Genomic DNA, 23,656 nt, shown 5'->3' with positions numbered 1-23,656 from the left:
CGATCGCGTCGACCTATCCTCTGCGCATGGACCTGGTGGACCTGTGGCGACCGACCGGACGCGCGGAGCTGGACCTGGTGGCGGCGTCGCAGTGGCGGGCCTGGCCGCCGCGCCTGCCCGACCAGCCGATCTTCTACCCGGTGGCGAACCGCTGGTACGCCACCAGGATCGCGCGGGAGTGGAACGTGCCCGCCGAGGGCGTCGGTTTCGTGACCCGGTTCAGCGTGCGGCGCGACTTCCTCGCCCGCTACCCCGTGCAGCAGGCCGGCGGGCGTGACGTGCTGGAGCACTGGGTGCCCGCCGAGGACCTGGACTCGTTCAACGCCAACATCGTCGGCCCGATCGTGCGCGAGGCCGAGTACCGCGGTCCGGTGCCCGACGCGGAGTTCGACCGGGCGGAGGCCGCGTCGGGCCGTCCGCTGCCACCGGCGTGGCGGCGCTACCTGCAGGGCGAGTCGTGGTTCCGCAGCGGGTGGCTGGGCGACACCTTCCTCACCCTCCACCGGCCGTCGGAGACGGTGTCGGCCGACGGCGCGTGGGGCGACGCCGCGGCCGCGCGCCTCGGCATCGCGATCATCGGCGACGACGGCTCGCGCCGACGCCTCGCGTTCGACCTGCGTCACGACCCGGCGCCCGTGGTGCTGACCGACGGCGCCGACTGGTCGGCGGCCGTGCTCCTCGCGCCGGACGCGGCCACGTTCACCGCGCGGGTCGAGTCCGGCGACATGTCCTGGTGACCGGGCCGGGCACCGACCTCCGCCCGCGTCGACCCGCGTGCCGGTGCCCGCGAGTTCGTCCCGGAACGCGAACCGGGGGCGGGGTCCGCTCGGAACCCGCCCCCGGTCGGCGTCTTGGCACCAGGTCGACGTCTCAGCGCCAAGTCGGCGTCTCAGCGCCAAGTCGGCGTCTCAGCGCCAAGTCGGCGTCTTGGCGCCCGGTCGGCGTCTCAGCGCAGGGCGTAGGCGCGGATGACCGTCTCGGTCACCGCGTTGCCCGCCAGGTCGACCGCGCTCGCGCGCAGCGACGCGTAGCCACCCGAGGGACCCGGCGGGATGGTCACCTTGTCGTGGGACAGGTCGGCCCGCCGCCAGGTCTTGCCCTCGTCGAACGACACCTCGACCTTCTGCACCCTCGCCCGCAACGCGGGCGCGCCGGGCTGGTGGGCGACCGTCACCGCGCCGGTCAGCGGCTCGCCGGCCGCCGCGCGGTTGCGGTCGTCCAGCGGCAGGCCGAAGCGGACGTCCAGCAGCGGCAACGCCTTCCTGCCGCTGCCCTTGGTGGTGTGGAACGTCCACTCCGCACTCGTCCGGGTGGACAGCGCGGGGTCGAGCGCGGCGTCCGCGGCGGGTCGCCGGGCGTCCACCGACAGCTTGTAGGTGCCCGACGCCACGTCGAAAGTGCCGATACCGGGCACGTCGCTCCGGCCGACCTGCCTACCGCCGCGCACCAACGTGGTCGTGCCCTGGTTGGTGGAGTCGAACTGCGCGGCGTTGCCGGGGTCGCTGTCGGCGAACATCGGGATCGAGAGCACCACCTGGTCGCCCTCCCGGTACGCCCACGGCAGCGGCCGGCCGTCCTGCCTGCTCGTCGGCGGCGTGGTCAGCTCCGGTCCGAACGGGGCGCCGAACACGCGGGACGTCCGTCGCTCCCCCGCGCCCAGCACCACCGGGACGGTGGTCTCGAACCCGAAGTCCACCGCGCCGTCGAAGCCGACCGCCGCCGCCATGCTCAGCGCCGCGCCGGGGCTCGCGTGGTCGGTCCGGCGCTGCGGCCAGACCGTCTCCACCTCGGCCATCGCCGTCAGGCCGCCCATGGTCCAGATGCCGTAGTGGAACCGGTAGCTCCCCGGCTTCCTGGTGTCCACCAGCTGCCGCTCGACGCTGCCCAGCCCGTCGCGCCGGTACCGGAACTCGCGGCCCGCGGGCACCGCGCCGGTCACCCGGTCGGCCACGAAGTACGCCGTCGGGCTGCCCGCGCGGGACAGCAACGACACCTCGACCGGACGTTGGCGCAGCAGCTCCCGCACGGCGTCGATCTCCCTGGTGTCGAAGACCGCCACCGTGGGGAGGGCGGGCGCGGAGGGCGGACCGATGTAGCTCAGCGCCGCCTTCGCGCCCCTGGCCTTCGCCGCCTCGATCGCGCGCAGCACCTGCTGCCCGTCCCACGGCGCGTCGTCCCAGTTCGGTGGCGCCACCAGGACGATCGCCCCGGTCAGGTCGACGGTCGGGTCGGGGTCGCCGAGACCGATGTCGACCAGCCGCGCGGTGAGCCGTCCCTCGAAGCCCAACGGCAGGGTCGCCGTCGCCGAGTCGAGCTCGAAGCCGCCGTCACCGGTCACCCCGACGCTGACGTGCGGCGGGGTGAAGTAGCTGAACTGCAGCAGTTCCAGGCCCGGCATGGTCGGGCCGCCGATCGAGTACACCGACGCGTCGTCGTCCGGCGTGCCGCCGATCGACACCAGGTCCGCGGGCAGCGGGCCCTCCTGGTCCACATCGGACACGATCGCGGTGGCGCCGCCGTAGCCCGCACGGGCGTCCGGGTCGTCGATCGACGCGACGATCCGCTCGGCGCGCTTGGCGTCCACCACCAGCTCGGTGGTGCCGGCCACCGTGGCGCGGTCGGCGAACAACGCCATCGCGCCGCTGGTGTCCTGCGTGATGCCGGTGACCCGGTAGTCGCCCGCGGGCACGGTGAAGTACGCCTCGACGCCGTCCCAGACCACCACGTCGGCAGACCACCCGGTCCGCTCGTTGGTCACCACGTACAGCGAGCGCACGACGTCACCCTCACGGGCCGTCGCACGCACGCTCAGCGCGTGCGCCTCCCCCATCAGGTTCCCGGTCAACGGCGTGGTCAGCACGACGTCGCCGCCGCGCGCCACCAGCGCGCCGGTCACCTCGCCGCCGGGCGCGGCGGAAGCCCGCAGGGCCACCGTGACCGACGCCGCGGACTTCGCGGGCACGGTCAGCGTGCGCTCCACCTCGACCAGGTCCGGCCGGTTCACCTCCGGCTCGATCGTCAGCCGCACCTCGCGGTCGCCGTCGTTGACGTAGGAGACCTTGCGCTCGACCCGCTCGTCGCCCCAGACCTGGCCGAAGCCGGCCAGGCCCTCGACCCGCACCGACTGGCTCGTGGCCCGTGCCACGTCCAACCGGCCCGCGCCTTGCGCGTGGGTGTCCACGTCCGGCAGCCGCAGCGCGCTGCCGACCAGCGCGTTCTTGATCTGGTCGCCCGTCCAGCCGGGGTGCTGCCCGGCCAGGATCGCGGCGGCGCCGGCGACGTGCGGCGCGGCCATCGACGTGCCGGACAGGCGGGCGTGGCGCTCGTCCACGGCGGCCGACGGCCGGGTGCCCGCGGCCCTGGCGGCCACGATGTCGCTGCCCGGCGCGGCGATCTCCGGCTTGAGGCCGAAGTCGCCCACGCGCGGGCCGCGGCTGGAGAACGCGCTGAGCCGGTCGTCCTTGGTGACGCTGCCGACGGTGAGCGCGCGGTCGGCCGAGCCGGGGCTGCCGATGGTGCTCGCCGCGCCCGCGTTGCCCGCGGAGACGACGAACAGCGCGCCGGTGCTCTCGGACAGCCGGTTCACCGTGTGCGACATCAGGTCGTTGCCGTCGCTGACGCCGCCACCGAGGCTCATGTTGACGACCTTCGCGCCCTGGTCGACCGCCCACTGCATGCCCGAGAGCACCCAGTCCTCACGACCGCCGTTGCGACCGAGCACCTTGCCGACCAGCAGCCGCGCGCCGGGTGCGACGCCGGTGTACCGGTCGCCGACGCCCGCGATCGTGCTCGCGACGTGCGTGCCGTGGCCGTCCACGTCGACGGCCGCGTCGCCCTCGCCGGTGAAGTCCGCCGCGGCGTCCACCTGCGACCTCAGCTCCGGGTGGCCGCCGTCGTACCCGGTGTCCAGCACGGCGACCTTCACACCGTCGCCGCGCAGCCCCGCCTGCCACGCCTTCGGCGCGCCGACCTGGGTGACGCTGCGGTCCAGCGTGGGCCGGACGCGGCCGTTCAGCCACACCTTGCCCGCCTGCGCGGTCCGCGCGCCCGAGAGGGCGTGCCACTCGCGGGCCGCCTCGGACTTGGGGATGTCGCGCTTGACGAGCCCCAGACGTCCCAGCGGGTCGGCCTGGGCCTGGACCTGGCCCGTGCCGCCGACCAGGGTCGGGACGACGGGCTCGTGCGCGTCGTCGTAGTGCTGCTCCAGCAGCCCGGTCACGTCGAAGAGCCGGGCGTCCAGCCGGTCGTCGCGCAGCAGCGGCAGGGCGTCCAGCGGCACCACGTGGTCGCGGCCCTTGCTGCGGTACTGCCAGGTCCGGACGTGCTCACGCCCCTCGGCCATCTTCACGCCCGCGACCCGGTCGTCCTGGACAACCACCTTGTCCCCCGTGACGAGCGTGACGAACCGCGTCACCCCCGCTGCCCCCGCCGCCCCCGGATCCTCCGACGACGGTTCCGCGACCGCGGGAACCGCGATCACGGCCGCCAGTAGCACGGCGACCGCCGCCGTGCCTGTGTGTCGACGCAAAGTCGTGCCCTCCCAGTTGTCGCCGGCTCCCCGAACGTCCGGCTCGCACAACACTCACGACGCTCGAAGGGCGCCGGAGGTTGCCACTGGGGTCACACGTTCACGACAGGACGACCTCGACGCTGACCTTCACCACGTCGCCCACCGCGACGTCCTCGGCCTCGCGGACCGAACGCTTCACCGGCAACACGTAGCAGCCCCGCCCGGAATCCGGGAAGATCGACGTGGACCACGCGCTCGCGCCGAGCACGACCCGGACCCGCACCGCCCCGAACCCGCGCTTCGGCCCCGCCGCCAGGTCGCGGATGTCGTCGGACGCCTCCACCGGCAGGCTCACGAACGTCCAGCTCTCGTTCTGCCGCGCGTCCCAGAGCCACAGCTCCGCCTCGAAGTCGACCACCACGGGCCGGAGCATCGCACACGGCACGACCTGATCGCCCGGTGCGCACCGCCGCACCCGGTGTCGAGCCGGCCGTGCCGTCGCGGTGCGTCCCCCTCCACTGGTCGGTGGTGCGGTCAGCAGGGTCGGGTGCGGTCAGCGCGGGGGCGCGTGGCGTCAGCGGGGGCGGGTGGCGGCGGCTATCAGGGTGATCAACTGGCGGCGGAAGTGGTCGTAGTCGTCCACCGCGCCGAGCAGCGACTCGGACTCCTTCTCCTCACGGCGGGCGGCGGCCAGGACGTCGCGGCCGGTCGGGGTGATCTCGGCCAGCGTCCGGCGGCGGTCGTGGGCGTCGGAGCCGCGGGTGACGTGGCCGGAGCGGTTCAGCCGCTCGATGGTGCGGCTCATCGTCTGGTCGGTCACCCTGCACAAAGTCGCCAGCTCGCGCTGGGCGAGCGGTCCGTCAGCGAGGTGGTGCAGCGCGATCAGGCCCGCGTGCGTCAGGCCCAGCCCGTTCAGCACCTCGTCGAACCGGCTCTCCACGACCCGCGCGGCGACCGACAGCAGCCGGCCGGTCGGCCAGGAGTCGACGTCGGCGCGCACCTGGTCCGGTCGATGCGACACCTCCTGCTCGTCCCCTCGGCCCACCGGACCATCTTCGCAGAGCGGCCGGAGGTGCAATCGTTCAGCATGCTGAGCGTTTGCCATAATGTTCAGCATGCTGAACGTTGCGCGTGGTCGGCTGCTGCTGTGGGGCGTGGCGGGCAGCCTCGTGCTCACCGGCCTGGTGTGGTTGGTCGGGCAAGGGCTGCACGGGACGGTCCTGCTGCCCGACCAGGGCGCCTCCCGGTACTACTGGAAACTGCCCGAGCCGACCTTCTGGACGCGCGCGTCGGCGTGGGCCGGGTACGTGGCGCACCAGGTCGTGTCCTGGACGCTCATCCACTACGCGCAGACGAGGGTCCGCCGCTACACCACCGGCCTGCACCGGGTGAACGTCGTCGCCCTCGCGGCCAACGGCGGGTTCATCGCGCTGCACGCCGTGCAGACCCGGGTGTTCTACGACGGCACCGCCCAGGACGTGTCGATCTTCAGTTCGCAGGGTTCCGTCGTGCTGCTGCTGGTGGCCGTGCTGCTGATGGAGAACAAGCGGCGCGGGCTGTTCCTCGGCAGGCCGGCGCCGATCGCGGCCGACGTGGTGGCGTTCGTGCGCCGGTACCACGGTTACCTGTTCAGCTGGGCCGCGATCTACACGTTCTGGTACCACCCGATGGAGTCCACCAGCGGTCACCTCATCGGGTTCTTCTACATGTTCCTGCTGCTGTTCCAGAGCAGCCTGATGTTCACCACCGCGCACACGAACCGGTGGTGGACGCTCGGACTGGAGCTGATGGTGGCGCTGCACGGCACGCTGGTCGCGGTGATGAACTCGGGCCCGGACGGGATCTGGCCCATGTTCCTGTTCGGGTTCGTCGGCGTCTTCGTGATCACCCAGCTGCACGGCGTCGGGCTGAGCAGGACCGCGCGGTGGTGGACGGCCGCCGTGATCGGCGTGGCCGCCCTCGCCGTCTACGCGTGGCGCGGGTACGACCGGGTCGACGAGGTCGTGCGCATCCCGGCCATCGAGTACCTGCTGGTGGCCGTGCTCGCCCTGCTGGTCTGGGCGCCGCTGCGGCTGGTCCGGGCGACCCGCCGGTGATCCGGGCACCGGTCGCCCGCGGGTGGGTCAGGCCACCGGTCGGCCCATCCACCAGTTGCCGGGGGCGTCCGGGTCCGGGCTGGACCAGAACTCCACGCCGGCGCGGGTGAACTCCTCGGCGCTGAGGTAGCCGTCACCGTCGGCGTCGAGGTGCTCGAACGCCTCGGCGAGCTCGACGTCGGTCAGGCCGGGGAAGTGCCCTCGTTGGAACGCCAGGAACTCGGCGGGGCTCACGCGGCCGTCCACGTCGGTGTCCGCGATGGCGAGGAACGCCTGGGCGATCGCGCCGACGGTGGCCTGCGCGGCTCGCGGGTCGTCGACGAGCGAGCAGGTGGAGGCGAGGAACTGCTCACCGGAGATCACCTCGCCGCCGTCGGGGATGTGCGGCAGGTGCAGGTCGTGCCAGATCCGCAGGTAGGCGTCGATGATGCGCTGTTCCTGCGGCGAGCCGGGGGCGTGCCCGAGCGCCTCCGCGGAGCGCCTGCCCATCAGGACGTGGTCCTGCTCGGTGAGCAACCCGTCCCCGTCGACGTCCAGGTGGGCGAAGCCGTGGCGGATCTTGGCTTTCAGCATCTCGTTGACCGGCACGAATCCTCCGCACGCGAGGTGGTTGACGCGGACGGCTCACAGGATGCGGCGGTCGGGAGCAGCGGAACAACATCCGAACGGGTTCCCAGCCGACTCGATCGGGTGGTGGCGGGCAGTCACGGCCACCGGAGGCGCGCGCTCCCGGGACGGCGACATGTAGGCAGGTCGGCTACGCGAGCGCCACCGGATTCCGGCGCAGCAGGGCGGCACACCAGTGGAAGTGGCCGTCGCTGCCGTCCGGGGAGAACAGGTCGTAGGTGGTGAGCGCGTAGACGGCCTGGTAGAGGGCGAGGGTCTCGGCCGGGTGGCCGAGTTCCCCGGCGAACAGGTCGGTCAGGGTGGCGGCGTGGTGTTCGGCGTGCGGTCCGTACATGTCCCAGACGGCGGCGGTGACGGCGGCCTCGAACGCGGGGTCGCCGGCGGTGGTGAAGAAGCCGAAGTCGAGGACCGCGGTGGGACGGCCGGTGTCGTCCACGTGGATGTTGGGCGGCACGAGGTCGCCGTGGATGGCGGTGACCGGTGCGTCGGGCAGGGCCGTGAGGGAGGTGACGACCCGTTCCACCGCAGCGGGCAGACCCGGGACGTGGGCGGCGAGCACGTCGCCGTGACGGCGGGCGGCGCGCCGGACGAGGGCGGCGAGGGCGTCGGGGAAGCGCGTGTGGTCCCGCCAGAGGGGGCGGTCGTCGCCCTGGACGGTGAGGTCGCGCATGGCCCCGGTGCCCGGGACGGTGGCGAGGGCGCGCAGGACCGTCAGCAGCGCGGTGGTCTCGGTGGCGGGCAGGTCGCGTTCGGCGGAGGTCGTTACCGGTTCCGACCGGAAGGGCGATCCGGTCAGCTCGCGCTCGTAGGTCACGAGCACGCCGTCGTGGACCTCGGTGTCGAGGATCTCCGGCGTGGCGAAGGGCAGCGCGTGGCGGGCGATGTCCGCGTAGACCCGGCGGGAGAGGTCGAGATCGGCCGGCGGCCTGCCGCTCCACACCTTGGCGACGAGGCCCTCTTCGAGTCGGTAGACGGCCCCCTCGACGCCGGCGCCGAGGGGGCGCGGGGCTCGGTGACCCCGACGGGCGAAGTGTGCGAGCCACTCGTCGGCGTGGCGCTGGCGGTAGTCGACCATGGCGGGCAGTACACCCGCCCGGTCCCGCGTCCGCACCTGGATTTCGCCGCCGGCCGTGGCGCGGACGCCACGAGCAGCCACCACGGGACGACGCCCCGTCCGGCACCAGGGATCGCGCACCACGACCGGAGTACCGCCGGACACCGCCTAGCCGCGGATCGGGTCCAGGACCAGGCGCACGGCGTCGAGCAGCGTGGCCGGCCGCCGCACGGAAGCGGGCAGCGCGAGCCCCTCCCAGCCGGGGCCCGCAGCCACCAGCACCGCGTCGGTGCTCCGGCGCAGTTCCTCGATCGGCACGGCGGCGGCGAGGTCGGCGTGGTGCGCCCAGATCACGACCACAGGTGGGCGCAGGCGGTCCAGCGCGTCGCGCAACGCCGTCGACGGCACGCGGGCGCCGAGGTTGCGCCACAGGCAGTCCTCCTCGGACAGTGCGGCGCCGAGCGCTTCCAGCGCCAGCGTGTGCTGCTCTTCCGGTGCGCACGACAGCAACGCTGCCAGCACGCCGTCGCGGTCCGGGTAGGGCACGGCGCGCAACGCGTGCAGCAGGCCGGCGCTCGCCAGGTGCTCGACCTCGACCCCGGCGCCGCGCTGGCGCACGCGGTCGCCCAGCTCGACGAGGAACGGCGCGAGCACCGCCTGCCAGGCGGCCACCACACCGTGCGCGGTGATCAGGTCCGCCGCCAGTCGACGCACCCGCGGCTCGTCGAGCCGGTCGGCCGCGGTCAGGAAACCGCGCCGCGCGGACCGGGCCGCGGCGTCGGTGAGTTCGGGCCTGGCCGGCGGCGACGTGACCGGGACGGGTTGCCGCGACTGCCGGGCTGCGTCGGCGGGTGCGACGCCCTGCGCGGTCAGCGCGACCATCCGCCGCAGCTGGTCGACCTCGTCGTCGCGGTAGCGGCGGTGACCGCCGGCGGTGCGGTCGGACGGTCCCAGCCCGTAGCGCATGTCCCACGTGCGCAGCGTGGTCGGCGAGATGCCGAGCATCGCCGCGACCGCGCGGGGTGTCCAGCTCATCGACTACGGGCTCACTTCCTGGCGCGTTGGGAAAGCATAGCCCGCAGTTCACTCTCGCCCAGGCCTCCCCAGATGCCGAACGTCTCGTGCACTTCGAGCGCGTGCTCGCGGCACTGCCGCATCACCGGGCACCGCCGGCAGATGGCTTTGGCCATGGCTTCGCGCTGCTCACGGGCGGAGCCGCGCTCGTTGGGCGTGTGGAAGAAGTAGGTGCTGTCCATGCCGCGGCACAGACCGGAGAGCTGCCAGTCCCAGGACTCGGCGACGGGGCGGGGCAGGCGGGAGAGCTCAGGCATGGCGCGCGTCCTCTGCGAGTCGACAACGATGACGAGCTCCATCCTAAAATCGACTCAGAACCGTTTCAAGTTGAGCTTCGTCTCAGTCCGGATAAGCCCCCTTGGACCGCAGGGCGTACCGGCGTTCGGCGTAGGCGAGGTCGTCGCGCCACAGTCGCGCGGCGGCCCGGCGCATGGCGGGCCGGAACGCCGGCGCAGCCCACCTGGCCAGCGCGAACCCGCGCCGGTCCGACTGCGCGATGGTCGCCTCGACCACGGCCGTCCGCCCGTCGGCCAGCGGCGTGGCGTGGGTCTCGACCACGCTGCCCTCCCCCTCGCCGGAGACGATGCGCATCACCACCGTGCGCGGTTCGGGGCAGGTGAACTCGGCGGTCACCGGCACGCCGAGCCTGCCGACGAGCCGGAACGTCACCTCCACCAGGAACCGGTCCCGCTCCTCTGTGGGCGTCTCCAGCACGCGGAGGTTGGCGAACGAGTAGGGGTGGAACCACGCGCCGTGCCACGGGTCGAGCCGGTTCGCGATCACGTCCTCGGGGTCGCAGCGGCCGATCAGGGTCGCGACCGCGTCCAGCGCCACCCCGGCCGGGCGTTCGGGCAGCACCGGCTCGGGCAGCGGTTCCTCGCCGCCCACGTCGTCCAAGCGCACCCACGCGAGCACGCCGTCGTCGTGCGCGGGGAACGGGCTCCACGCGCCGAACCGCTCGCCGCCCAGCGCGAGGCCGTGCCAGCGGCAGACCAGCCTGCCGTCGGTGACCGCCCCGTCGCACAGCGGCGCGCCCAGGTGCGGGCACGAGCCGGGACCGGCCACCAGCACGTCACCCGGCCCGCGCCAGAGCACCACCTCGCGACCGGCGACCGTGCGGCCGAAGGGCTTGCCGCGCACCACATCACGGCTCGCACCGACGACGAACCAGTTGCCGGAGGGGCGGGCGGTGGCGCGTTTCAGCGCGGCCTCGATGAGCGCGGGTTTCGCCTCCCGCCACGTCGGTTCCTGCTGCGACCAGGCGGGGCTGCTGAACCTGCGCAGCGGCAAGCGGTCGGGCATCTCACTCCTCCGGGATCAGGCCGTGCGGGCGAGCACGGCCCTGGCGAACGCGGGCAGCGCGACGGCGAGCCGTCGGCCGTTGGACACCGCGACGCGGCGGGACAGCACGTCGTAGTCCGACGCCTCGACCAGGTCGAGGATCCGGCCGTAGAGCCGGTAGGCGGTGCTCACGCAGGGCCTCGAACGCGGCGCGAGCATCGCGATACCGGGCCACGCCCGCGCGTAGACCTCGCGGGTGCGGTGGACCTGGTCGCGCAGCGCCGCCCGGATCCGGTCGTCCACCCGGCCCGCGCCACGCGCCCACCGCAGCCGGTCCCGGTCGACGCCGAACGCGGCGAGCTCGTCCGCGGGCAGGTACACCCGGTCGCGGTCGAGGTCCTCCCCGACGTCGCGGATGAAGTTGGTGAGCTGGAAGGCGATCCCGAGCGCGGCGGCGGCGGGTTCCGCCTCCTCCCTCGGCACGACCGTCCCGAGCACCGGCAGCACCTGGAGGCCGATGACCGCCGCCGAGCCGTGCACGTACCGGGTCAGCTCGGCGCGCGTCGCGTAGTCGGTGACGGTCAGGTCCATCCGCATGGAGGCCATGAAGTCGTGGAAGTGCACGGTGGGGATGTCGTACCGGCGCACGGTGTCCAGCAACGCCGCGACGACCGGGTCGTCGCTCGTGCCGCGTTCCAGGGCGGTGGCGAGGAGCGCGTCGACCGCCGCGAGGCCCTCGGCCTTGCGCGACGGTCCGCTGTGGACGTCGTCGACGATGTCGTCCACCCGACGGGCGAACCCGTACAGCGCGTGGACGGCCGGCCGTTGCTCCTGGCCGAGCATCCTCGTCGCCAGGTAGTACGTGCGGCCGTGTCGGGCGTTGAGCGCGCGACACCGCTGATAGGCGTCACGGAGCCGAGGGTCGGTGATACCCGCGGCATCCAGTTCCCGGTCTGCGGACATGCGTGAGCGTCCTTCCCGCGATGGCACCCCCTCACGCTAAGTCGGCCGGTGACGCCCTGCACGACCAGCGCGCTCGTTGTGCAGAGCCGGTTCGGCGCTGCTTAGCTCGAACCGTTCAGATCCGAACCGCTGCTCAAGGGGGGCGACGATGTCGCTGACGGCCGGCATGGACACCCGTGCGCCCGCGACGCACGACTCGTTCCCGGCGCGGTACGCCTCGGCGCTGGACGACTTCTTCCGCGCCCGCCCGGAGGTCGACGCCGCACGGGACCTCGTCGAGGAGGTGCGCGCGCTGGTCCTGGCCGGCGGCAAGCGGATCCGGCCCGCGTTCGCGTGGTGGGGCTGGCGCGCCTCGGGCGGTGAGGTGCGCGGCGACACGGCCGAGGCCGTCGTGCGCGCGCTGGTGGCGTTGGAGCTGTTGCAGTGCTGTGCGCTGGTGCACGACGACGTGATGGACCGTTCGGCGACCCGTCGCGGCAGGCCGGCCGTGCACGAGGCGTTCGCCGCGCGGCACCGGCGGTCGCGGTGGTCGGGCAGTGCCCGCCGCTACGGCGACTCCACCGCGATCCTGGTCGGCGACCTCGCGCTGGCGTGGGCCGACGACGCGCTGGTCACGGCCGGGTTGCCCGCCGACGCGCTGCACCGCGCGTGGCAGCCGTGGCAGCGGATGCGGACGGAGATGATGGCCGGTCAGCACCTCGACCTGCGCGCGACCGCGAGTCGGGACGGGTCGTTGGAGAGCGCGCTGCGCGTGGCGGCGCTGAAGACCGCCGCCTACACCGTCGAACGCCCGCTGCACCTCGGCGCGGCGCTCGCCGGCGCACCGGCCGACGTGATCGAGTGCCTGCGCGTGTTCGGCCGCGACATCGGCGTGGCGTTCCAGCTGCGCGACGACCTGATCGGCATGTTCGGCGACCCCGCCGTGACCGGCAAACCCGTCGGCGAGGACCTGCGCGAGGGCAAGCGCACCCCGTTGATGGCGGTCGCGATCGCCCGGGCCACCGCGTCGGGCGACCGCGCCGGCGCGCGGGTGCTGCTCCGCTGCCTCAGCGGCGTGCCCATGACGGACCGGACCGTGGCCACCGCGCGGGCGCTGCTGATCGACCACGGCGCGGTGGAGGCCGTGGAGGAGCACATCGAGACGCTGACCGAGACCGGTCTGGCCGCACTCGACCGGGCGGCCGTCGACGACGTCGCCCGCACCCACCTGAAGCAGCTGGCGGCCAAGGCCGTCCGCCGCCGCGACTGACGGGGGACGCCGTGGCACACCTGGTGAAGGGCCGCACCGACTCGGTCGTGGTGATCGGCGCGGGGCTGTCCGGCCTGTCCGCCGCGCTGCACCTGCGCGGGGCCGGGCACGAGGTGACGGTGCTGGAGCGGCACGGCCACCCCGGTGGCCTGGCGGGCAGGCTGGACCTGGCCGGGCACCGCATCGACACGGGACCGACCGTGCTGACCATGCCGGAACTGCTCGACGACGCGTTCTCGGCGGTGGGTGCCCGACTCGCCGACCACCTGGAGCTGCTGCCGCTGCACCCGGCCTACCGCGCCGAGTTCGCCGACGGCAGCGGGCTCGACGTGCACACCGACGCCGCCGCGATGGAGGCGGCGGTCGCCGAGTTCGCCGGCGACCGCGAAGCCGAGGGCTACCGCAGGCTGCGCGCCTGGTTGACCCGGCTGTACCAGGTCGAGCGCGACCGGTTCATCGGCGCGAGCTTCGACTCGCCGCTCGACCTGCTCGGCCCCGACCTCGTCGCCCTCGCCCGGCTGGGCGGCTTCCGCTCCCTGGCCGGGGCGGTCGGCCGGTTCCTCCGCGACGACCGGCTCCGCCGCGTCTTCACGTTCCAGGCCCTGTACGCCGGGGTGTCGCCCACCGACGCGCTCGCCGCCTACGCCGTGATCGCCTACATGGACACGATCGCCGGCGTCTGGTTCCCGCGCGGCGGCATGCGCGCGGTGCCCCAGGCCCTCGCCGACGCCGCGTCCGCCGCCGGCGTCCGGTTCCACTACGACGCCGAGGTGGTCTCGCTGGACCGCGCCGGGCCGCGGGTGACCGCGGTCCGCACCGCGACCGACCGGTTCCCGTGCGACGCCGTCGTGCTCGCCACCGGTCCGGCGCAGAGCGCGCGGCTGCTGCACGGCAGACCCCGGCGCCCGCGGCCGCTGCGGTGGTCGCCGTCCGCGGTGGTGGTGCACCTCGCCGCCGGGCGGGTCGTCGAAGGGCTGGCCCACCACACCATCTCGTTCGGCACGGCGTGGGAAGGCACGTTCGACGAGATCATCAGCCGGGGCCGGCTCATGAGCGATCCGTCCCTGCTGCTCACCACACCGACCCTCAGCGACCCGGGACTGGCACCGCGAGGACGGCACCTGCAGTACCTGCTGGCACCGTGCCCGAACCTGGACGCCGCGCCGATCCGGTGGGACGCCGTCGGGCACCGCTACGCCGCGGAGGTCGTCGGCGAGCTCGTCGCCCGCAAGCTGGTGGACCCCGACGTCGAGATCCTGTCCGTGGTGACGCCCGAGGACTGGGCGCGGTCCGGCCAAGCCGCCGGCACCCCGTTCTCGGCGGCCCACACCTTCACCCAGACCGGCCCGTTCCGGCCGCGCAACCTCCCGTTCCGCGACGGCAACGTCGTGCTCGCCGGCAGCGGCACCACACCCGGCGTCGGCATCCCGCCGGTGCTCATCTCCGGCAGGCTCGCCGCCGAACGGCTTTGGCGCCGCTGAGCGACCAGCGTGGCAGCGGTCGTCCGCGTTCCGGCGGACCCGCGCCGCTCAGCGCAGCACGGCCGCCGGCAGGACGGCGCCCGTGCACGGCGCGGGCGGCCAGGGCAAGACGCGGCTCGCCATGAGGTTCGCCGAGCTGTGCGCCGCCGAGGGCTGGTCGGTCCTGCACGCCAGGCACTCCAACACGATCGCGCCGCCCGCGACGGACCAGCCCGACCCGGCCGACGCACGCGGTCTGCTGGTCGTGGTGGACTACGGCCTGGTCAACCTCACCCACCGGCACAACGACCTCCGACGGCTGGACCGAGCCGCCGCCACGGGCCGCGAGGCCGTCGAGCTCTACCGGGAGCTGGCGGCACGTCGCCCCGCGGAGTTCGAGCGCGACCTCGCCGAAGCGCTGGCGAACCTGGGTGCCGCGGCGTGGAACACCGGACAGCGCGACGAGTCCCTGCGGACCGCGGAGGAGGCGACCCGCATCCTGCGCAGGCTCGCCCGCACGGGTCGCGTCGACGTCGAGGCCGGTCTGGCCAAGTCGCTGTGGTCGTTCGCCGCCATCCGGCTCGCCGCCGGCACCCGCCTGCCGCAGGCCAGGGCGGACCTGCGGGAAGCCATCGACCTCTTCTCCGGGCTCGCGCAGGGGGAACCCGGCGCCTACGAAGGACAGCGGCGTGCCGCGCTCGACCTGCTCGCACGCTTCGATCGACCCGACCCCGCCTGAGTCGGGTGGTCATGCCGTCGCACGGAAGGTGCGGCGGCACTCGGTCGGCTCGACGCTGACGTGCGTGCCGATGTGGCAGCGCACGTTCGCCACCGGAGCCGAGCGCGCTGCCGCTGCGCGCGTGGGACTCTCTTGTTGCGCGTGTTCACCCGGCATGACGATGGACGACGAGGGGTTTTCGCGGTGACTCAGACGGTTCGCGGTGTGGTCGCACGGGGCAAGGGCGCGAGGGTCGAGGTGGTCGAGGTGGTGGTGCCCGACCCCGGCCCGGGTGAGGCCGTGGTGCGGGTGCAGGCGTGCGGCGTGTGCCACACCGACCTGCACTACCGGGAGGGCGGCATCAACGACGGGTTCCCGTTCCTGCTCGGTCACGAGGCCGCGGGCGTGGTGGAGACCGTCGGCGAGGGTGTCACCGACGTGGCGCCCGGTGACTTCGTGGTGCTCAACTGGCGAGCCGTGTGCGGTGTGTGCCGGGCATGCCTGAAGGGCAAGCCCTGGTACTGCTTCGACACCCACAACGCCTCCCAGCCCATGACCCTGACCGACGGCACGGAGCTCTCCCCCGCGTTGGGCATCGGCGCGTTCGCCGAGAAGACCCTGGTGCACGCCGGGCAGTGCACCAAGGTCGACCCGCGGGCGTCCGCCGCGGTGGCCGGGCTGCTCGGGTGCGGGGTGATGGCCGGGCTCGGCGCGGCGCTCAACACCGGCAACGTCGGGCGGGGCGACAGCGTGGCCGTCATCGGCTGCGGCGGCGTGGGCGCGGCGGCGGTGGCGGGCGCGGACCTGGCCGGGGCGACCACGATCATCGGCATCGACCTGGACCGGCGGAAGCTGGAGTGGGCCACCGGGCTGGGCGCCACCCACACCGTGAACGCCGCCGAGGAGGACGTCGTCGCGCGCGTCCGCGAGCTGACCGGCGGGTTCGGCGCCGATGTCGTCATCGACGCCGTCGGGCGCCCGGAGACCTGGGAGCAGGCGTTCTACGCCCGCGACCTGGCCGGCACGGTCGTGCTGGTCGGCGTTCCGACCCCGGACATGCGCATCGACATGCCGTTGATCGACCTGTTCGCCCGGGGCGGCGCGCTGAAGTCCTCCTGGTACGGCGACTGCCTGCCCAGCCGCGACTTCCCCTACCTGATCGACCTGCACCTGCAAGGCCGCCTCGACCTCGACGCGTTCGTCACCGAGACCATCGCCCTGGACCAGGTCGAGGACGCGTTCGCCAAGATGCACCGCGGTGACGTGCTGCGCTCGGTGGTGGTGTTCTGATGACCGCCCGCATCGACCGCACGACGACCCGGGGCACGTTCCACCTCGACGGCGAGACCTTCGACGTGGACAACAACGTCTGGGTCCTCGGCGACGACACCGAGTGCGTCGTCATCGACGCACCGCACGACGTGGCCGCGATCCTGAAGGTGGTCGCCGGGCGCACCGTGAAGGCGATCCTGGCCACCCACGCGCACGACGACCACGTCCGGGTGGCCCGTGCGCTGGCCGAGGCCACCGGCGCCCCGGTGCTGCTGCACCCGGCCGACCGGGTGGTGTGGGATCTGACCCACCCCGACGCCGGGCCGGACGGCGACCTGGCCGACGGGCAGGTGATCGAGGTCGCGGGCATCGCGCTGCACGTGGTGCACACCCCGGGCCACGCACCCGGCGCGTGCTGCTTCCACGCCCCCGCCCTGGGGGTCGTGTTCACCGGCGACACCCTGTTCCGGGGCGGGCCGGGCGCGACGGGCCGGTCGTTCTCGGACTTCGACACCATCATCGAGTCGATCCGCACGCGGCTGCTCACCCTGCCCGCCGGCACCGTCGTGCACACCGGGCACGGTGACGACACGACGATCGGCGCGGAGTCGCCGCACCTCGCCGACTGGATCAGCTCGGCCCGCTGACGCCGGTCCCACGCCGCCGCGAGGCCGGGCCCGTGCGCAGGAGCTACGGGTCCGGCCCGTGCACGGGGTGATCGTCCGGCGGACGGGCGGCGGTCACGGCCTGGCCCTCGGGCGGCGGCGGGCCGGCGGCACCGGCCGGACCTCGACCCCGGCGACCACGGTGGTGCGGAGGCGGCCGATGCCCTCGACGGTGAGGGTCACGGTGTCGCCGGGCGCCAGTGGCGGGCGGTCCACGCCGCGGCCCCACAGCTCGGCCAGGCAGCCGCCGTTGCCGCAGGTGCCGGAGCCGAGCACGTCACCGGGTCGCACCCACGTGCCGCGCGAGGCGTAGGCGACCATCTCCTCGAACGTCCAGCTCATGTTGGACAGCAGGTCGGAGCCCACGACCTCGCCGCCGACCTCGGCGGTCAGCGCCAGGCGCAGCAGGCCTTCGTCGTCACGGCGGGGTTCCAGCTCGTCGGGGGTCACCAGCCAGGGCCCGAGGGTGGTCGCGGTGTCCTTGCCCTTGCACGGACCCAGCCCCACGGCCATCTCCGCGGTCTGGAGGTCGCGGGCGGACCAGTCGTTGAAGATCGTGTAGCCGGCGATGTGGTCGCGCGCCCGTTCCGGGGTGAGGTCGCGGCCCTCGCGGCCGATGACGGCGGCGACCTCCAGTTCGAAGTCCAGCACCGCCGAGCCGGGCGGCACGGGCACGTCGTCGTGCGGGCCGATGACCGCGTAGGGGTTGCCGAAGTAGAACGTGGGCGCGGCGTGCCACTGCCCGGGCACACCGGCGCCGGCGCGCATGCCCTCGACGTGCTCTTCGAACGTGACGAAGTCGCGCACGGTGGGCGGTCGGAGCGGCGCGAGCAACCGCACGGCCGAGACGTGCGGTCCCGGTGGGCGGGCCAGGGCGTCGGCGCCGGCCGCGGGCAGGTCGGCCAGGACGTCGAGCAGCGAGCCCGCGTCGACCGGGTGCAGCAGGTCGCCGTCGTCCAGGACGCCGACCTGCCGGCGGCCCTCGTGGTGGTAGGTGGCGAACCGCATCGTCACACCGGCGGGGCGACGAAGCAGCCGCGGTCGGGGTCGTTGAACGACTCCTCGGCCACCAGCTCGTTCATCGGGTTGGCGGTGCCCCACTGGTCGGTGACCTCGGGCCGGGAGAAGTCGTAGACGTGCGGGTGCCAGGTGTCCTCGTCGAGCAGCTCCAGCTCGGTGGTGTACTCCACGGTGTTGCCGTGGGGGTCAGCTGGACAACCTGAGCACGCTGCTGAGCACGGTGGACGGGCTGCTGCTGCCGCACGGCGTGATCGACGGCTTCCCCGCCGTCGAGCTGTTCGCCGACCGGTGGGTGTGCCTGGTCGCGGACGACAACACCGAGGTCGGCGACGAACTCGCCCTGGACGACCTGGCGCGGCTGCCGTGGGCGGTCTACCAGCGGACCTACGACGCGCCGGTCGCCCGACAGCTGAGCATGCTCGGCATCAGCCCGCGCGTCGACGTCTCCGTGCCGTCGTTCCACCTGCTGCCCGCGTTGGTCGCCGGCACCCGGCGGGTGGCCCTGGCCCAGCAGCGCCTGGTCGACCTCTCCCCCGCTCTCGGCGTCCGCGTGCTGCCCTGCCCGTTCCCCGCCGTGCCGTTGCAGGAGGCGATGTGGTGGCACCCCGTGCACGCCCAGGACGCCGGGCACATCTGGCTGCGCGAGGTGGCCGAGCGGGTGGGCCGACGTATCAGGGGTGCGTGACGCGTCCTGCCGGCGCACACCGAGTCTGAAGTGGACTGTCGGCGCGCGTTGTCACGCCGTTGCGTCGATCGCGGGCCCGCGGTCGGCCTGGCGGACTCGGGCCACCCCGATGGCGATCGCGACGACGAGCGCGAACGCGACGAATGCGGTGACGGTGCGCACGACGTTGAAGGTCTCCCATCGCTGGAGCTGCGTCGCGTAGTCGGCCGGTGGCCCGGAAACGGCCCACACCTTGATCCGGCCGTTGATCGGCACGTTGCCGAAGCGCGTGATCAGGAACGAGGCCACGACCAGTGCTCCGGCCGCGCCCGCCAGGTACCGCTGGGTGCCGCGGGCCGGCACGGCCAAGGCCAGCGAACTCAGCGCGGCCAGCGCCATCATGGTCTGCATGACGATGCCGTTCATCTGCATGAGCGCCGAGTGGAAGGTCAGGCGCACGTCGAGTGGCACCACGTCGAACGTGGTCGCCACGTTGACCGCGCCGTAAGCGAAAGCGCCCGCGAGCAGGCCGGTGGACAGCAGGGCGAGGCCGGTGACCAGTCGGATGGGCATGGGGACTCCTCGGGTTCGGTCAAGCGGTGGGTGTTGGCGAAGCGGTGGGTTCGGCCGCCGCGGCGGCGATGTCGGCGAGCATGTGGGTGCGTTGGCCCGGTGAGATGACGCGTCCTCGGGTGAGCACGGTGTGGATGCGGGTGGTGTTGCGGATGTCGGTCAGAGGATCGGCGTCGAGCACGACGAGGTCGGCAAGCTTGCCGGGCGTCACCGTGCCGAGCGCGTCGTCCAGGCCGAGCATGCGGGCCGGCTCGATGGTCGCGGCCCGCAGTGCGTCCAACGGTGCGAGCCCGGCGCGCACCAGCGTGGCGAGTTCGTCGTGCAGGCCGAACCCTGGGATGACGAACGGCACGTCGCCGCCGTCGGTGCCGGCGACGACCGGCACACCCGCGCGGGTCAACTCCCCCACGAACGCCAGCCGGTGGTCGAGCAGGGCGTGGCGCTGGGCGGCCTCGTCCGGCGTCCACCCGGCCTTGATGACGTTCTCCAGCGCCCAGCGCCAGCCCTCGACCACCGCCACCGGCACGTACTTCAGCCGCTCGTCGTCGAGCACGACCTCCCCCGGCCGGTCCAGTACCCGGTACACCGACAGGGTGGGGACGATCCGGGTGCGGTTGCGGGCCAGCACGGCGAACACAGCCGCCGCTTTCCTCGCGCTGTAGCTGCGAGCGGCGTCCCATTCCAGCCGGTGGATCTCGTGCATCCAGGTGACGTAGTCGCTCCGGTCGATCGTCAGCCCGGCGATCCGGGCGCGCAGTTCCGCCTCTCGGGTCGAGGTGTCGTACCAGGTCGAGTACAGGTGTTCGACGCTGCACTGGCCCATCGCGCCAGCCGTGCCGAGCGGGACCGCGTCCGGGCAGTGCCCGGCGAAGGGGATCCGCTGCAGGCGGGCCTCTTCGGCGATCGCGCGGTGCAGGTGGCGGGGCAGCCGCGAGTACACCTTCACGAAGTCCGCGCCGTCCCGTTTGGCCTCGCGGACCGCGTCCCGGGCCTGTGCCTCGGTGGCGACCTCGACGAAGGCCGTCGGGTCACCGATGGTGGGCGCGCCGTCGATGATCCGGCTCGCGATGACCGATCGCGGCCCGAGCAGGTCGCCGCGATCCACCCGGTCACGCCACTCGTGCAACAGCGCCGAACCGGACATCTCCCGGACCGACGTGATGCCGTTGGCCAGGTACAGGGGCGGAGAGATCCGCTCGGCGGGGATGCTGTGCACGTGCGCGTCCCACAGACCAGGGATCACGAACTTCCCGGGTAGGTCCAGGACCCTCGCACCGGCCGGCACCCGGACATCGCCGCGGCGTCCGACCGCGACGATGCGGTCCTCGCGGACGAGCACCGTCGCATCGCGCTCGGGTCGGCGTCCGCCGACGTCGATCACCGTGACCCCGGTCAGCGCGAGGACGTGGTCTCCCGCCGCCGCAGCGGTTCCGCCGGTAGGCACGGCCGCCGCACCCGCCGCTACCACGGCGACGCCCGCTCGCAGCACATCGCGGCGACCGACCACAGTTATCTTTGACATGCCGTCAAACATAATGACCTTTGCTAATCTTGACAACGTGTCCGAGATAACCCCGCCTCGGCGTCGACGCCGCCGCTCCGACGCCGACCGCAGCGCCGGCGCGATCCTGTCCGCCGCGCAGGAGGTCCTGGCCGCCCAACCCACCGCGAGCGTCGAGGACATCGCCGCCGCGGCCGGGGTGAGTCGCCAGACCGTCTACGCCCACTTCAAGACCCGCGAGGCGCTCATCGGCGCGGTGATCGACGTGATCACCGACGAGGCGGTCGCCGAGATGGATGCCGCGCACCTGGACGAAGGCCCCGCCGCCGCCGCCCTGCTCCGCCTCCTCGACGCCAGTTGGCGAACCTTCCAGCGCTCCCCACTCCTGCTGACCGCCACCGCCACCGCGCCCGACGCCAACGCCGACCGCGCCCGGCACCGACCCGTGGTCGACCACCTCGACCGGTTGCTCACCCGGGGCAAGGACTCCGGCGAGTTCACTGACGACGTGCCCACGTCCTGGCTCGCGACCGCCGTGGTCAGCCTCGGCCACGCCGCCGGCGAGGCGGTGAAAGCGGGGCGGATGCCACTGCCGGAGGCCACCGAAGCGCTCGCCCGGAGCGTCCTGCGCGTCTGCGGAGTCACCCCCGCCACGCTCACCGACACGGTGAACCGACGCGAACGATCGCAGGCCTCGGATACACGATGAGCAGTCGGCATGACGGGAGGTGAGCGATCACGGACTCCCATGCCTCGACATGGCGTCGAACACGTAGCGGCGGCCAGGTACGGGCGCCGACCGGGGGGCTACCACCGCACCAGTGGCACGCGTGCTCATCTCCTGACCGACAAGACCGGCCTCCCGGTGCACGGTGGCCTCCTCGTAATCTGCATCCACGGGCGACCGACGGGAGGCTGGGGTGACCGGGACGACGGTGGCCGAGGTGATGGCCGAGTTGGCCGCGCTGGAGGACCCCAGGGCACGCGAGGTGAACGAGAAGCACGGCGACGACCACGGGGTGAACCTCGGCAAGCTGCGGGCGATCGCGAAGCGGCTCAAGACGCGGCAGGACCTCACCCGCGACCTCTGGGAGACGGCCGACACGGCGGCGCGGCTGCTGGCGCTGCTGATCTGCCGCCCGAAGGCGTTCCAGCGCGACGAGCTGGACACCATGCTGCGCGAGGCCCGCACGCCCAAGGTGCACGACTGGCTGGTGAACTACGTGGTCAAGAAGGGGCTTCACGCCGAACCACTGCGCCTGGCCTGGTTCGCCGATCCCGACCCGGTGGTCGCGAGCGCCGGGTGGGCGCTGACCACCGACCGCGTGGCCAAGAAGCCAGAAGGGCTCGACCTCCCGGCCCTGCTCGACGTCATCGAGGCGGGGATGCGCGAGGCCCCGGATCGCCTGCAGTGGGCGATGAACCACTGCCTGGCCCAGATCGGGATCGAGCACGCCGAGCACCGTGCCCGCGCCATCGACATCGGTGAACGCCTCGAAGTGCTCAAGGACTACCCGACTCCCCCGAACTGCACGTCGCCGTTCGCGCCCACCTGGATCACCGAAGTGGTGCGCCGACAGCACGACGCCTCGTCGGTGCGGCGATAGCGCGACGCGCGGCCGGGAGCCGACCGCGCGCCCGTCACCGATCCACGCGACACCGGCCGGTCACGGCGTCCAGCGGACGTCGGGGTTGATCCGGCCGGTCCAGTTGAAGATCGCCATGTTGTCCCAGCCGTTGCCGCTGTTGGTGATGTCGGCGGGGTCCCAGCCGTTGCCGGGAACGGCGTACCAGGTCGGTTCCCAGTAGAAGACGCCGATGGCGCCCGCGTTGCGCGCGGTGTTCTGCACGTGGGCGAAGTTCGTGGCCTGGCCGGCCCACGTCAGCGGGTAGCCCGCGCAGCCGGCGTTGATCGAGTTGCCGGTGCCGTCGGCGTTCGCGGTGGTGAAGGGGTACGCCGTCTCCGCGAGGACCACGTCCTTGCCGTAGCGGGAGCGGACGTCGGAGATGACGTTGTAGAGGTTGGCGAGCGTGCCGTGCCACGAGCAGTAGTAGGACAGCGCGGTGATGTCCCAGGCCACGCCCTTGGACCTGATGCCGTCGTAGAACCAGCGGGCGTGGTCGAGGTTGTCGGCGTTCGCCGTGTGGATCATGACCTTGGTGCCGCCGTTGCACGCCTTGGTGGCGTTGTAGCCGGCCTTGAGCAGGAGGCTGAGGTTGGTGAAGTTGTTGTCGACCACCTTGCCGTCGTCCCAGAGCATGCCGACGTTGATCTCGTTGCCGATCTGCACGCTGTCGGGCGTGGTGCCCTGGGCCTTGAGGCTGGTGCAGACGTCGTAGGTGTAGTTGTAGACGTCCGTCTGCAGCTGACCGATGGTGTGGTTCGCCCAGGCGGCGGGCTTGTACTGCTTGCCGGGGTCGGCCCACGTGTCGGAGTAGTGGAAGTCGACCAGCAGCTTGAGACCCTTGGCCTGCACGGTCTTGGCGTAGGCCAGGACCTTCGCCTTGTTGTTGTAGCCGCTGCGCGGGTTGTTCCAGACGCGCAGGCGGACGTAGTTGACGCCCGCGCCCTTGAGGATGTCGAGCGGGTCCCGCGCGACGCCGGACGCGTCGTGGAACTTCGCGCCGAGGTCCAGCGCGCGTTGCACGGTCGAGACGTCGGCTCCGCGCATGGTCAGCGTGCCCGCCGCGGACACGGCCGGGGTGAGCGTGGTCAGCGGGAGCACGGCGGCGGTCAGGGCGAGGGCGACCTTGGCCGCCCGGTGAGGTCCGGACATCCGATCTCCTTTGATCGACGATGCGGCGGCGGCGCGACTGTGCACGTGCACAGTAATGAGCGACCACAGCTCTCTGTCAACCGCAGGATTCGTCCTTGGCATGTGCCCAAACTCAGCCAAACGACTGTGCACGATCACACGGGAACCGGTGA

General features: G+C 73.0%; 24 protein-coding genes. 10 read left to right on the top strand and 14 right to left on the bottom strand.

Features of this window, described 5'->3' with window-relative positions:
- Nucleotides 1–26: 26 nt before the first annotated feature.
- Nucleotides 27–737: a hypothetical protein gene (locus AB0K14_RS13275; RefSeq protein ID WP_360450149.1), complete on the top strand. Its 711-nt coding sequence runs from the start codon at nucleotides 27–29 to the stop codon at nucleotides 735–737.
- 209 nt (nucleotides 738–946) lie between these two features.
- On the opposite strand, the gene AB0K14_RS13270 is transcribed toward AB0K14_RS13275, so the two are convergent.
- The 3 genes from AB0K14_RS13270 to AB0K14_RS13260 form a co-directional block, all read right to left on the bottom strand.
- Entirely contained in the window at nucleotides 947–4,414 is a 3,468-nt protein-coding gene (locus AB0K14_RS13270) for a S8 family serine peptidase (protein WP_360450146.1), read from the bottom strand.
- A gap of 214 nt (nucleotides 4,415–4,628) precedes the next feature.
- The gene (locus AB0K14_RS13265) at nucleotides 4,629–4,931 is read right to left on the bottom strand and encodes a DUF1905 domain-containing protein (protein WP_360450143.1); all 303 of its coding nucleotides are present in this window, start codon (nucleotides 4,929–4,931) and stop codon (nucleotides 4,629–4,631) included.
- A 153-nt stretch (nucleotides 4,932–5,084) separates the two neighbouring features.
- On the bottom strand, nucleotides 5,085–5,555 hold the full coding sequence (locus tag AB0K14_RS13260) for a MarR family winged helix-turn-helix transcriptional regulator (protein WP_360450141.1): 471 nt from the start codon (nucleotides 5,553–5,555) through the stop codon (nucleotides 5,085–5,087).
- Between the two features lie 70 nt (nucleotides 5,556–5,625).
- Between AB0K14_RS13260 and AB0K14_RS13255 the strand changes: the two genes are divergently transcribed.
- Nucleotides 5,626–6,606: a hypothetical protein gene (locus tag AB0K14_RS13255; protein WP_360450138.1), complete on the top strand. Its 981-nt coding sequence runs from the start codon at nucleotides 5,626–5,628 to the stop codon at nucleotides 6,604–6,606.
- Nucleotides 6,607–6,633: 27 nt separating this feature from the next.
- Here AB0K14_RS13255 and AB0K14_RS13250 read toward each other — a convergent pair whose 3' ends face one another.
- From AB0K14_RS13250 to AB0K14_RS13225, 6 genes are all read right to left on the bottom strand, one after another.
- On the bottom strand, nucleotides 6,634–7,194 hold the full coding sequence (locus AB0K14_RS13250; protein WP_360450135.1) for an EF-hand domain-containing protein: 561 nt from the start codon (nucleotides 7,192–7,194) through the stop codon (nucleotides 6,634–6,636).
- Nucleotides 7,195–7,363: 169 nt separating this feature from the next.
- The gene (locus AB0K14_RS13245; RefSeq protein ID WP_360450133.1) at nucleotides 7,364–8,308 is read right to left on the bottom strand and encodes an aminoglycoside phosphotransferase family protein; all 945 of its coding nucleotides are present in this window, start codon (nucleotides 8,306–8,308) and stop codon (nucleotides 7,364–7,366) included.
- Nucleotides 8,309–8,455: 147 nt separating this feature from the next.
- Nucleotides 8,456–9,322 (bottom strand): MerR family transcriptional regulator, encoded by an 867-nt coding sequence (locus AB0K14_RS13240; RefSeq protein WP_360450130.1) that lies wholly within the window; start codon nucleotides 9,320–9,322, stop codon nucleotides 8,456–8,458.
- Between the two features lie 11 nt (nucleotides 9,323–9,333).
- A complete protein-coding gene (locus AB0K14_RS13235; protein ID WP_360450670.1) occupies nucleotides 9,334–9,618 on the bottom strand; it encodes a WhiB family transcriptional regulator in 285 nt (94 codons plus the stop codon).
- 82 nt (nucleotides 9,619–9,700) lie between these two features.
- On the bottom strand, nucleotides 9,701–10,663 hold the full coding sequence (locus AB0K14_RS13230) for a DUF5914 domain-containing protein (protein ID WP_360450127.1): 963 nt from the start codon (nucleotides 10,661–10,663) through the stop codon (nucleotides 9,701–9,703).
- Between the two features lie 15 nt (nucleotides 10,664–10,678).
- The gene (locus AB0K14_RS13225; RefSeq protein WP_360450125.1) at nucleotides 10,679–11,605 is read right to left on the bottom strand and encodes a phytoene/squalene synthase family protein; all 927 of its coding nucleotides are present in this window, start codon (nucleotides 11,603–11,605) and stop codon (nucleotides 10,679–10,681) included.
- Between the two features lie 148 nt (nucleotides 11,606–11,753).
- On the opposite strand from AB0K14_RS13225, the gene AB0K14_RS13220 reads away from it, so the two are divergent.
- From AB0K14_RS13220 to AB0K14_RS13200, 5 genes are all read left to right on the top strand, one after another.
- Nucleotides 11,754–12,854 carry a polyprenyl synthetase family protein gene (locus AB0K14_RS13220; RefSeq protein ID WP_360450122.1) on the top strand — a complete coding sequence of 367 codons (1,101 nt, stop codon included), beginning with the start codon at nucleotides 11,754–11,756 and terminating at the stop codon, nucleotides 12,852–12,854.
- 11 nt (nucleotides 12,855–12,865) lie between these two features.
- Nucleotides 12,866–14,335, top strand: coding sequence for a phytoene desaturase family protein (crtI, locus tag AB0K14_RS13215; RefSeq protein ID WP_360450119.1), 1,470 nt, complete (start codon nucleotides 12,866–12,868; stop codon nucleotides 14,333–14,335).
- Between the two features lie 82 nt (nucleotides 14,336–14,417).
- On the top strand, nucleotides 14,418–15,053 hold the full coding sequence (locus AB0K14_RS13210) for a hypothetical protein (protein WP_360450117.1): 636 nt from the start codon (nucleotides 14,418–14,420) through the stop codon (nucleotides 15,051–15,053).
- Between the two features lie 183 nt (nucleotides 15,054–15,236).
- Nucleotides 15,237–16,322 carry an S-(hydroxymethyl)mycothiol dehydrogenase gene (locus AB0K14_RS13205; RefSeq protein WP_360450114.1) on the top strand — a complete coding sequence of 362 codons (1,086 nt, stop codon included), beginning with the start codon at nucleotides 15,237–15,239 and terminating at the stop codon, nucleotides 16,320–16,322.
- The gene (locus AB0K14_RS13200) at nucleotides 16,322–16,951 is read left to right on the top strand and encodes an MBL fold metallo-hydrolase (protein ID WP_360450111.1); all 630 of its coding nucleotides are present in this window, start codon (nucleotides 16,322–16,324) and stop codon (nucleotides 16,949–16,951) included. Before AB0K14_RS13205 ends, AB0K14_RS13200 begins: the two co-directional genes overlap by 1 nt.
- 93 nt (nucleotides 16,952–17,044) lie before the next feature.
- On the opposite strand, the gene AB0K14_RS13195 is transcribed toward AB0K14_RS13200, so the two are convergent.
- Both AB0K14_RS13195 and AB0K14_RS13190 read right to left on the bottom strand, forming a co-directional pair.
- On the bottom strand, nucleotides 17,045–17,977 hold the full coding sequence (locus tag AB0K14_RS13195) for a fumarylacetoacetate hydrolase family protein (protein ID WP_360450109.1): 933 nt from the start codon (nucleotides 17,975–17,977) through the stop codon (nucleotides 17,045–17,047).
- 2 nt (nucleotides 17,978–17,979) lie between these two features.
- Nucleotides 17,980–18,159, bottom strand: a complete 180-nt coding sequence (locus AB0K14_RS13190) for a hypothetical protein (RefSeq protein ID WP_360450107.1) — start codon at nucleotides 18,157–18,159, stop codon at nucleotides 17,980–17,982.
- A 50-nt stretch (nucleotides 18,160–18,209) separates the two neighbouring features.
- Between AB0K14_RS13190 and AB0K14_RS13185 the strand changes: the two genes are divergently transcribed.
- The gene (locus AB0K14_RS13185; protein WP_360450105.1) at nucleotides 18,210–18,674 is read left to right on the top strand and encodes a LysR substrate-binding domain-containing protein; all 465 of its coding nucleotides are present in this window, start codon (nucleotides 18,210–18,212) and stop codon (nucleotides 18,672–18,674) included.
- Between the two features lie 51 nt (nucleotides 18,675–18,725).
- Here the strand turns inward: AB0K14_RS13185 and AB0K14_RS13180 are convergent, their stop codons facing one another.
- Together AB0K14_RS13180 and AB0K14_RS13175 are read right to left on the bottom strand one after the other, a co-directional pair.
- A complete protein-coding gene (locus AB0K14_RS13180) occupies nucleotides 18,726–19,226 on the bottom strand; it encodes a DUF1772 domain-containing protein (protein ID WP_360450102.1) in 501 nt (166 codons plus the stop codon).
- Between the two features lie 19 nt (nucleotides 19,227–19,245).
- Nucleotides 19,246–20,760, bottom strand: coding sequence for an amidohydrolase family protein (locus tag AB0K14_RS13175; protein WP_360450100.1), 1,515 nt, complete (start codon nucleotides 20,758–20,760; stop codon nucleotides 19,246–19,248).
- 25 nt (nucleotides 20,761–20,785) lie between these two features.
- Here AB0K14_RS13175 and AB0K14_RS13170 point away from each other — a divergent pair, with 25 nt between their 5' ends.
- Nucleotides 20,786–21,436 carry a TetR/AcrR family transcriptional regulator gene (locus tag AB0K14_RS13170; RefSeq protein WP_360450098.1) on the top strand — a complete coding sequence of 217 codons (651 nt, stop codon included), beginning with the start codon at nucleotides 20,786–20,788 and terminating at the stop codon, nucleotides 21,434–21,436.
- 211 nt (nucleotides 21,437–21,647) lie between these two features.
- A complete protein-coding gene (locus tag AB0K14_RS13165) occupies nucleotides 21,648–22,334 on the top strand; it encodes a DNA alkylation repair protein (RefSeq protein WP_360450095.1) in 687 nt (228 codons plus the stop codon).
- A gap of 60 nt (nucleotides 22,335–22,394) precedes the next feature.
- On the opposite strand, the gene AB0K14_RS13160 is transcribed toward AB0K14_RS13165, so the two are convergent.
- Nucleotides 22,395–23,504 carry a glycosyl hydrolase 53 family protein gene (locus AB0K14_RS13160; protein ID WP_360450092.1) on the bottom strand — a complete coding sequence of 370 codons (1,110 nt, stop codon included), beginning with the start codon at nucleotides 23,502–23,504 and terminating at the stop codon, nucleotides 22,395–22,397.
- Nucleotides 23,505–23,656: the final 152 nt, after the last annotated feature.

It is taken from the genome of Actinosynnema sp. NPDC050801 (assembly GCF_040673975.1).
GTDB lineage: Bacteria > Actinomycetota > Actinomycetes > Mycobacteriales > Pseudonocardiaceae > Actinosynnema.
Note: the sequence above shows the minus strand (reverse complement) of the source record. Positions and strands in the feature narration are given on the sequence as shown.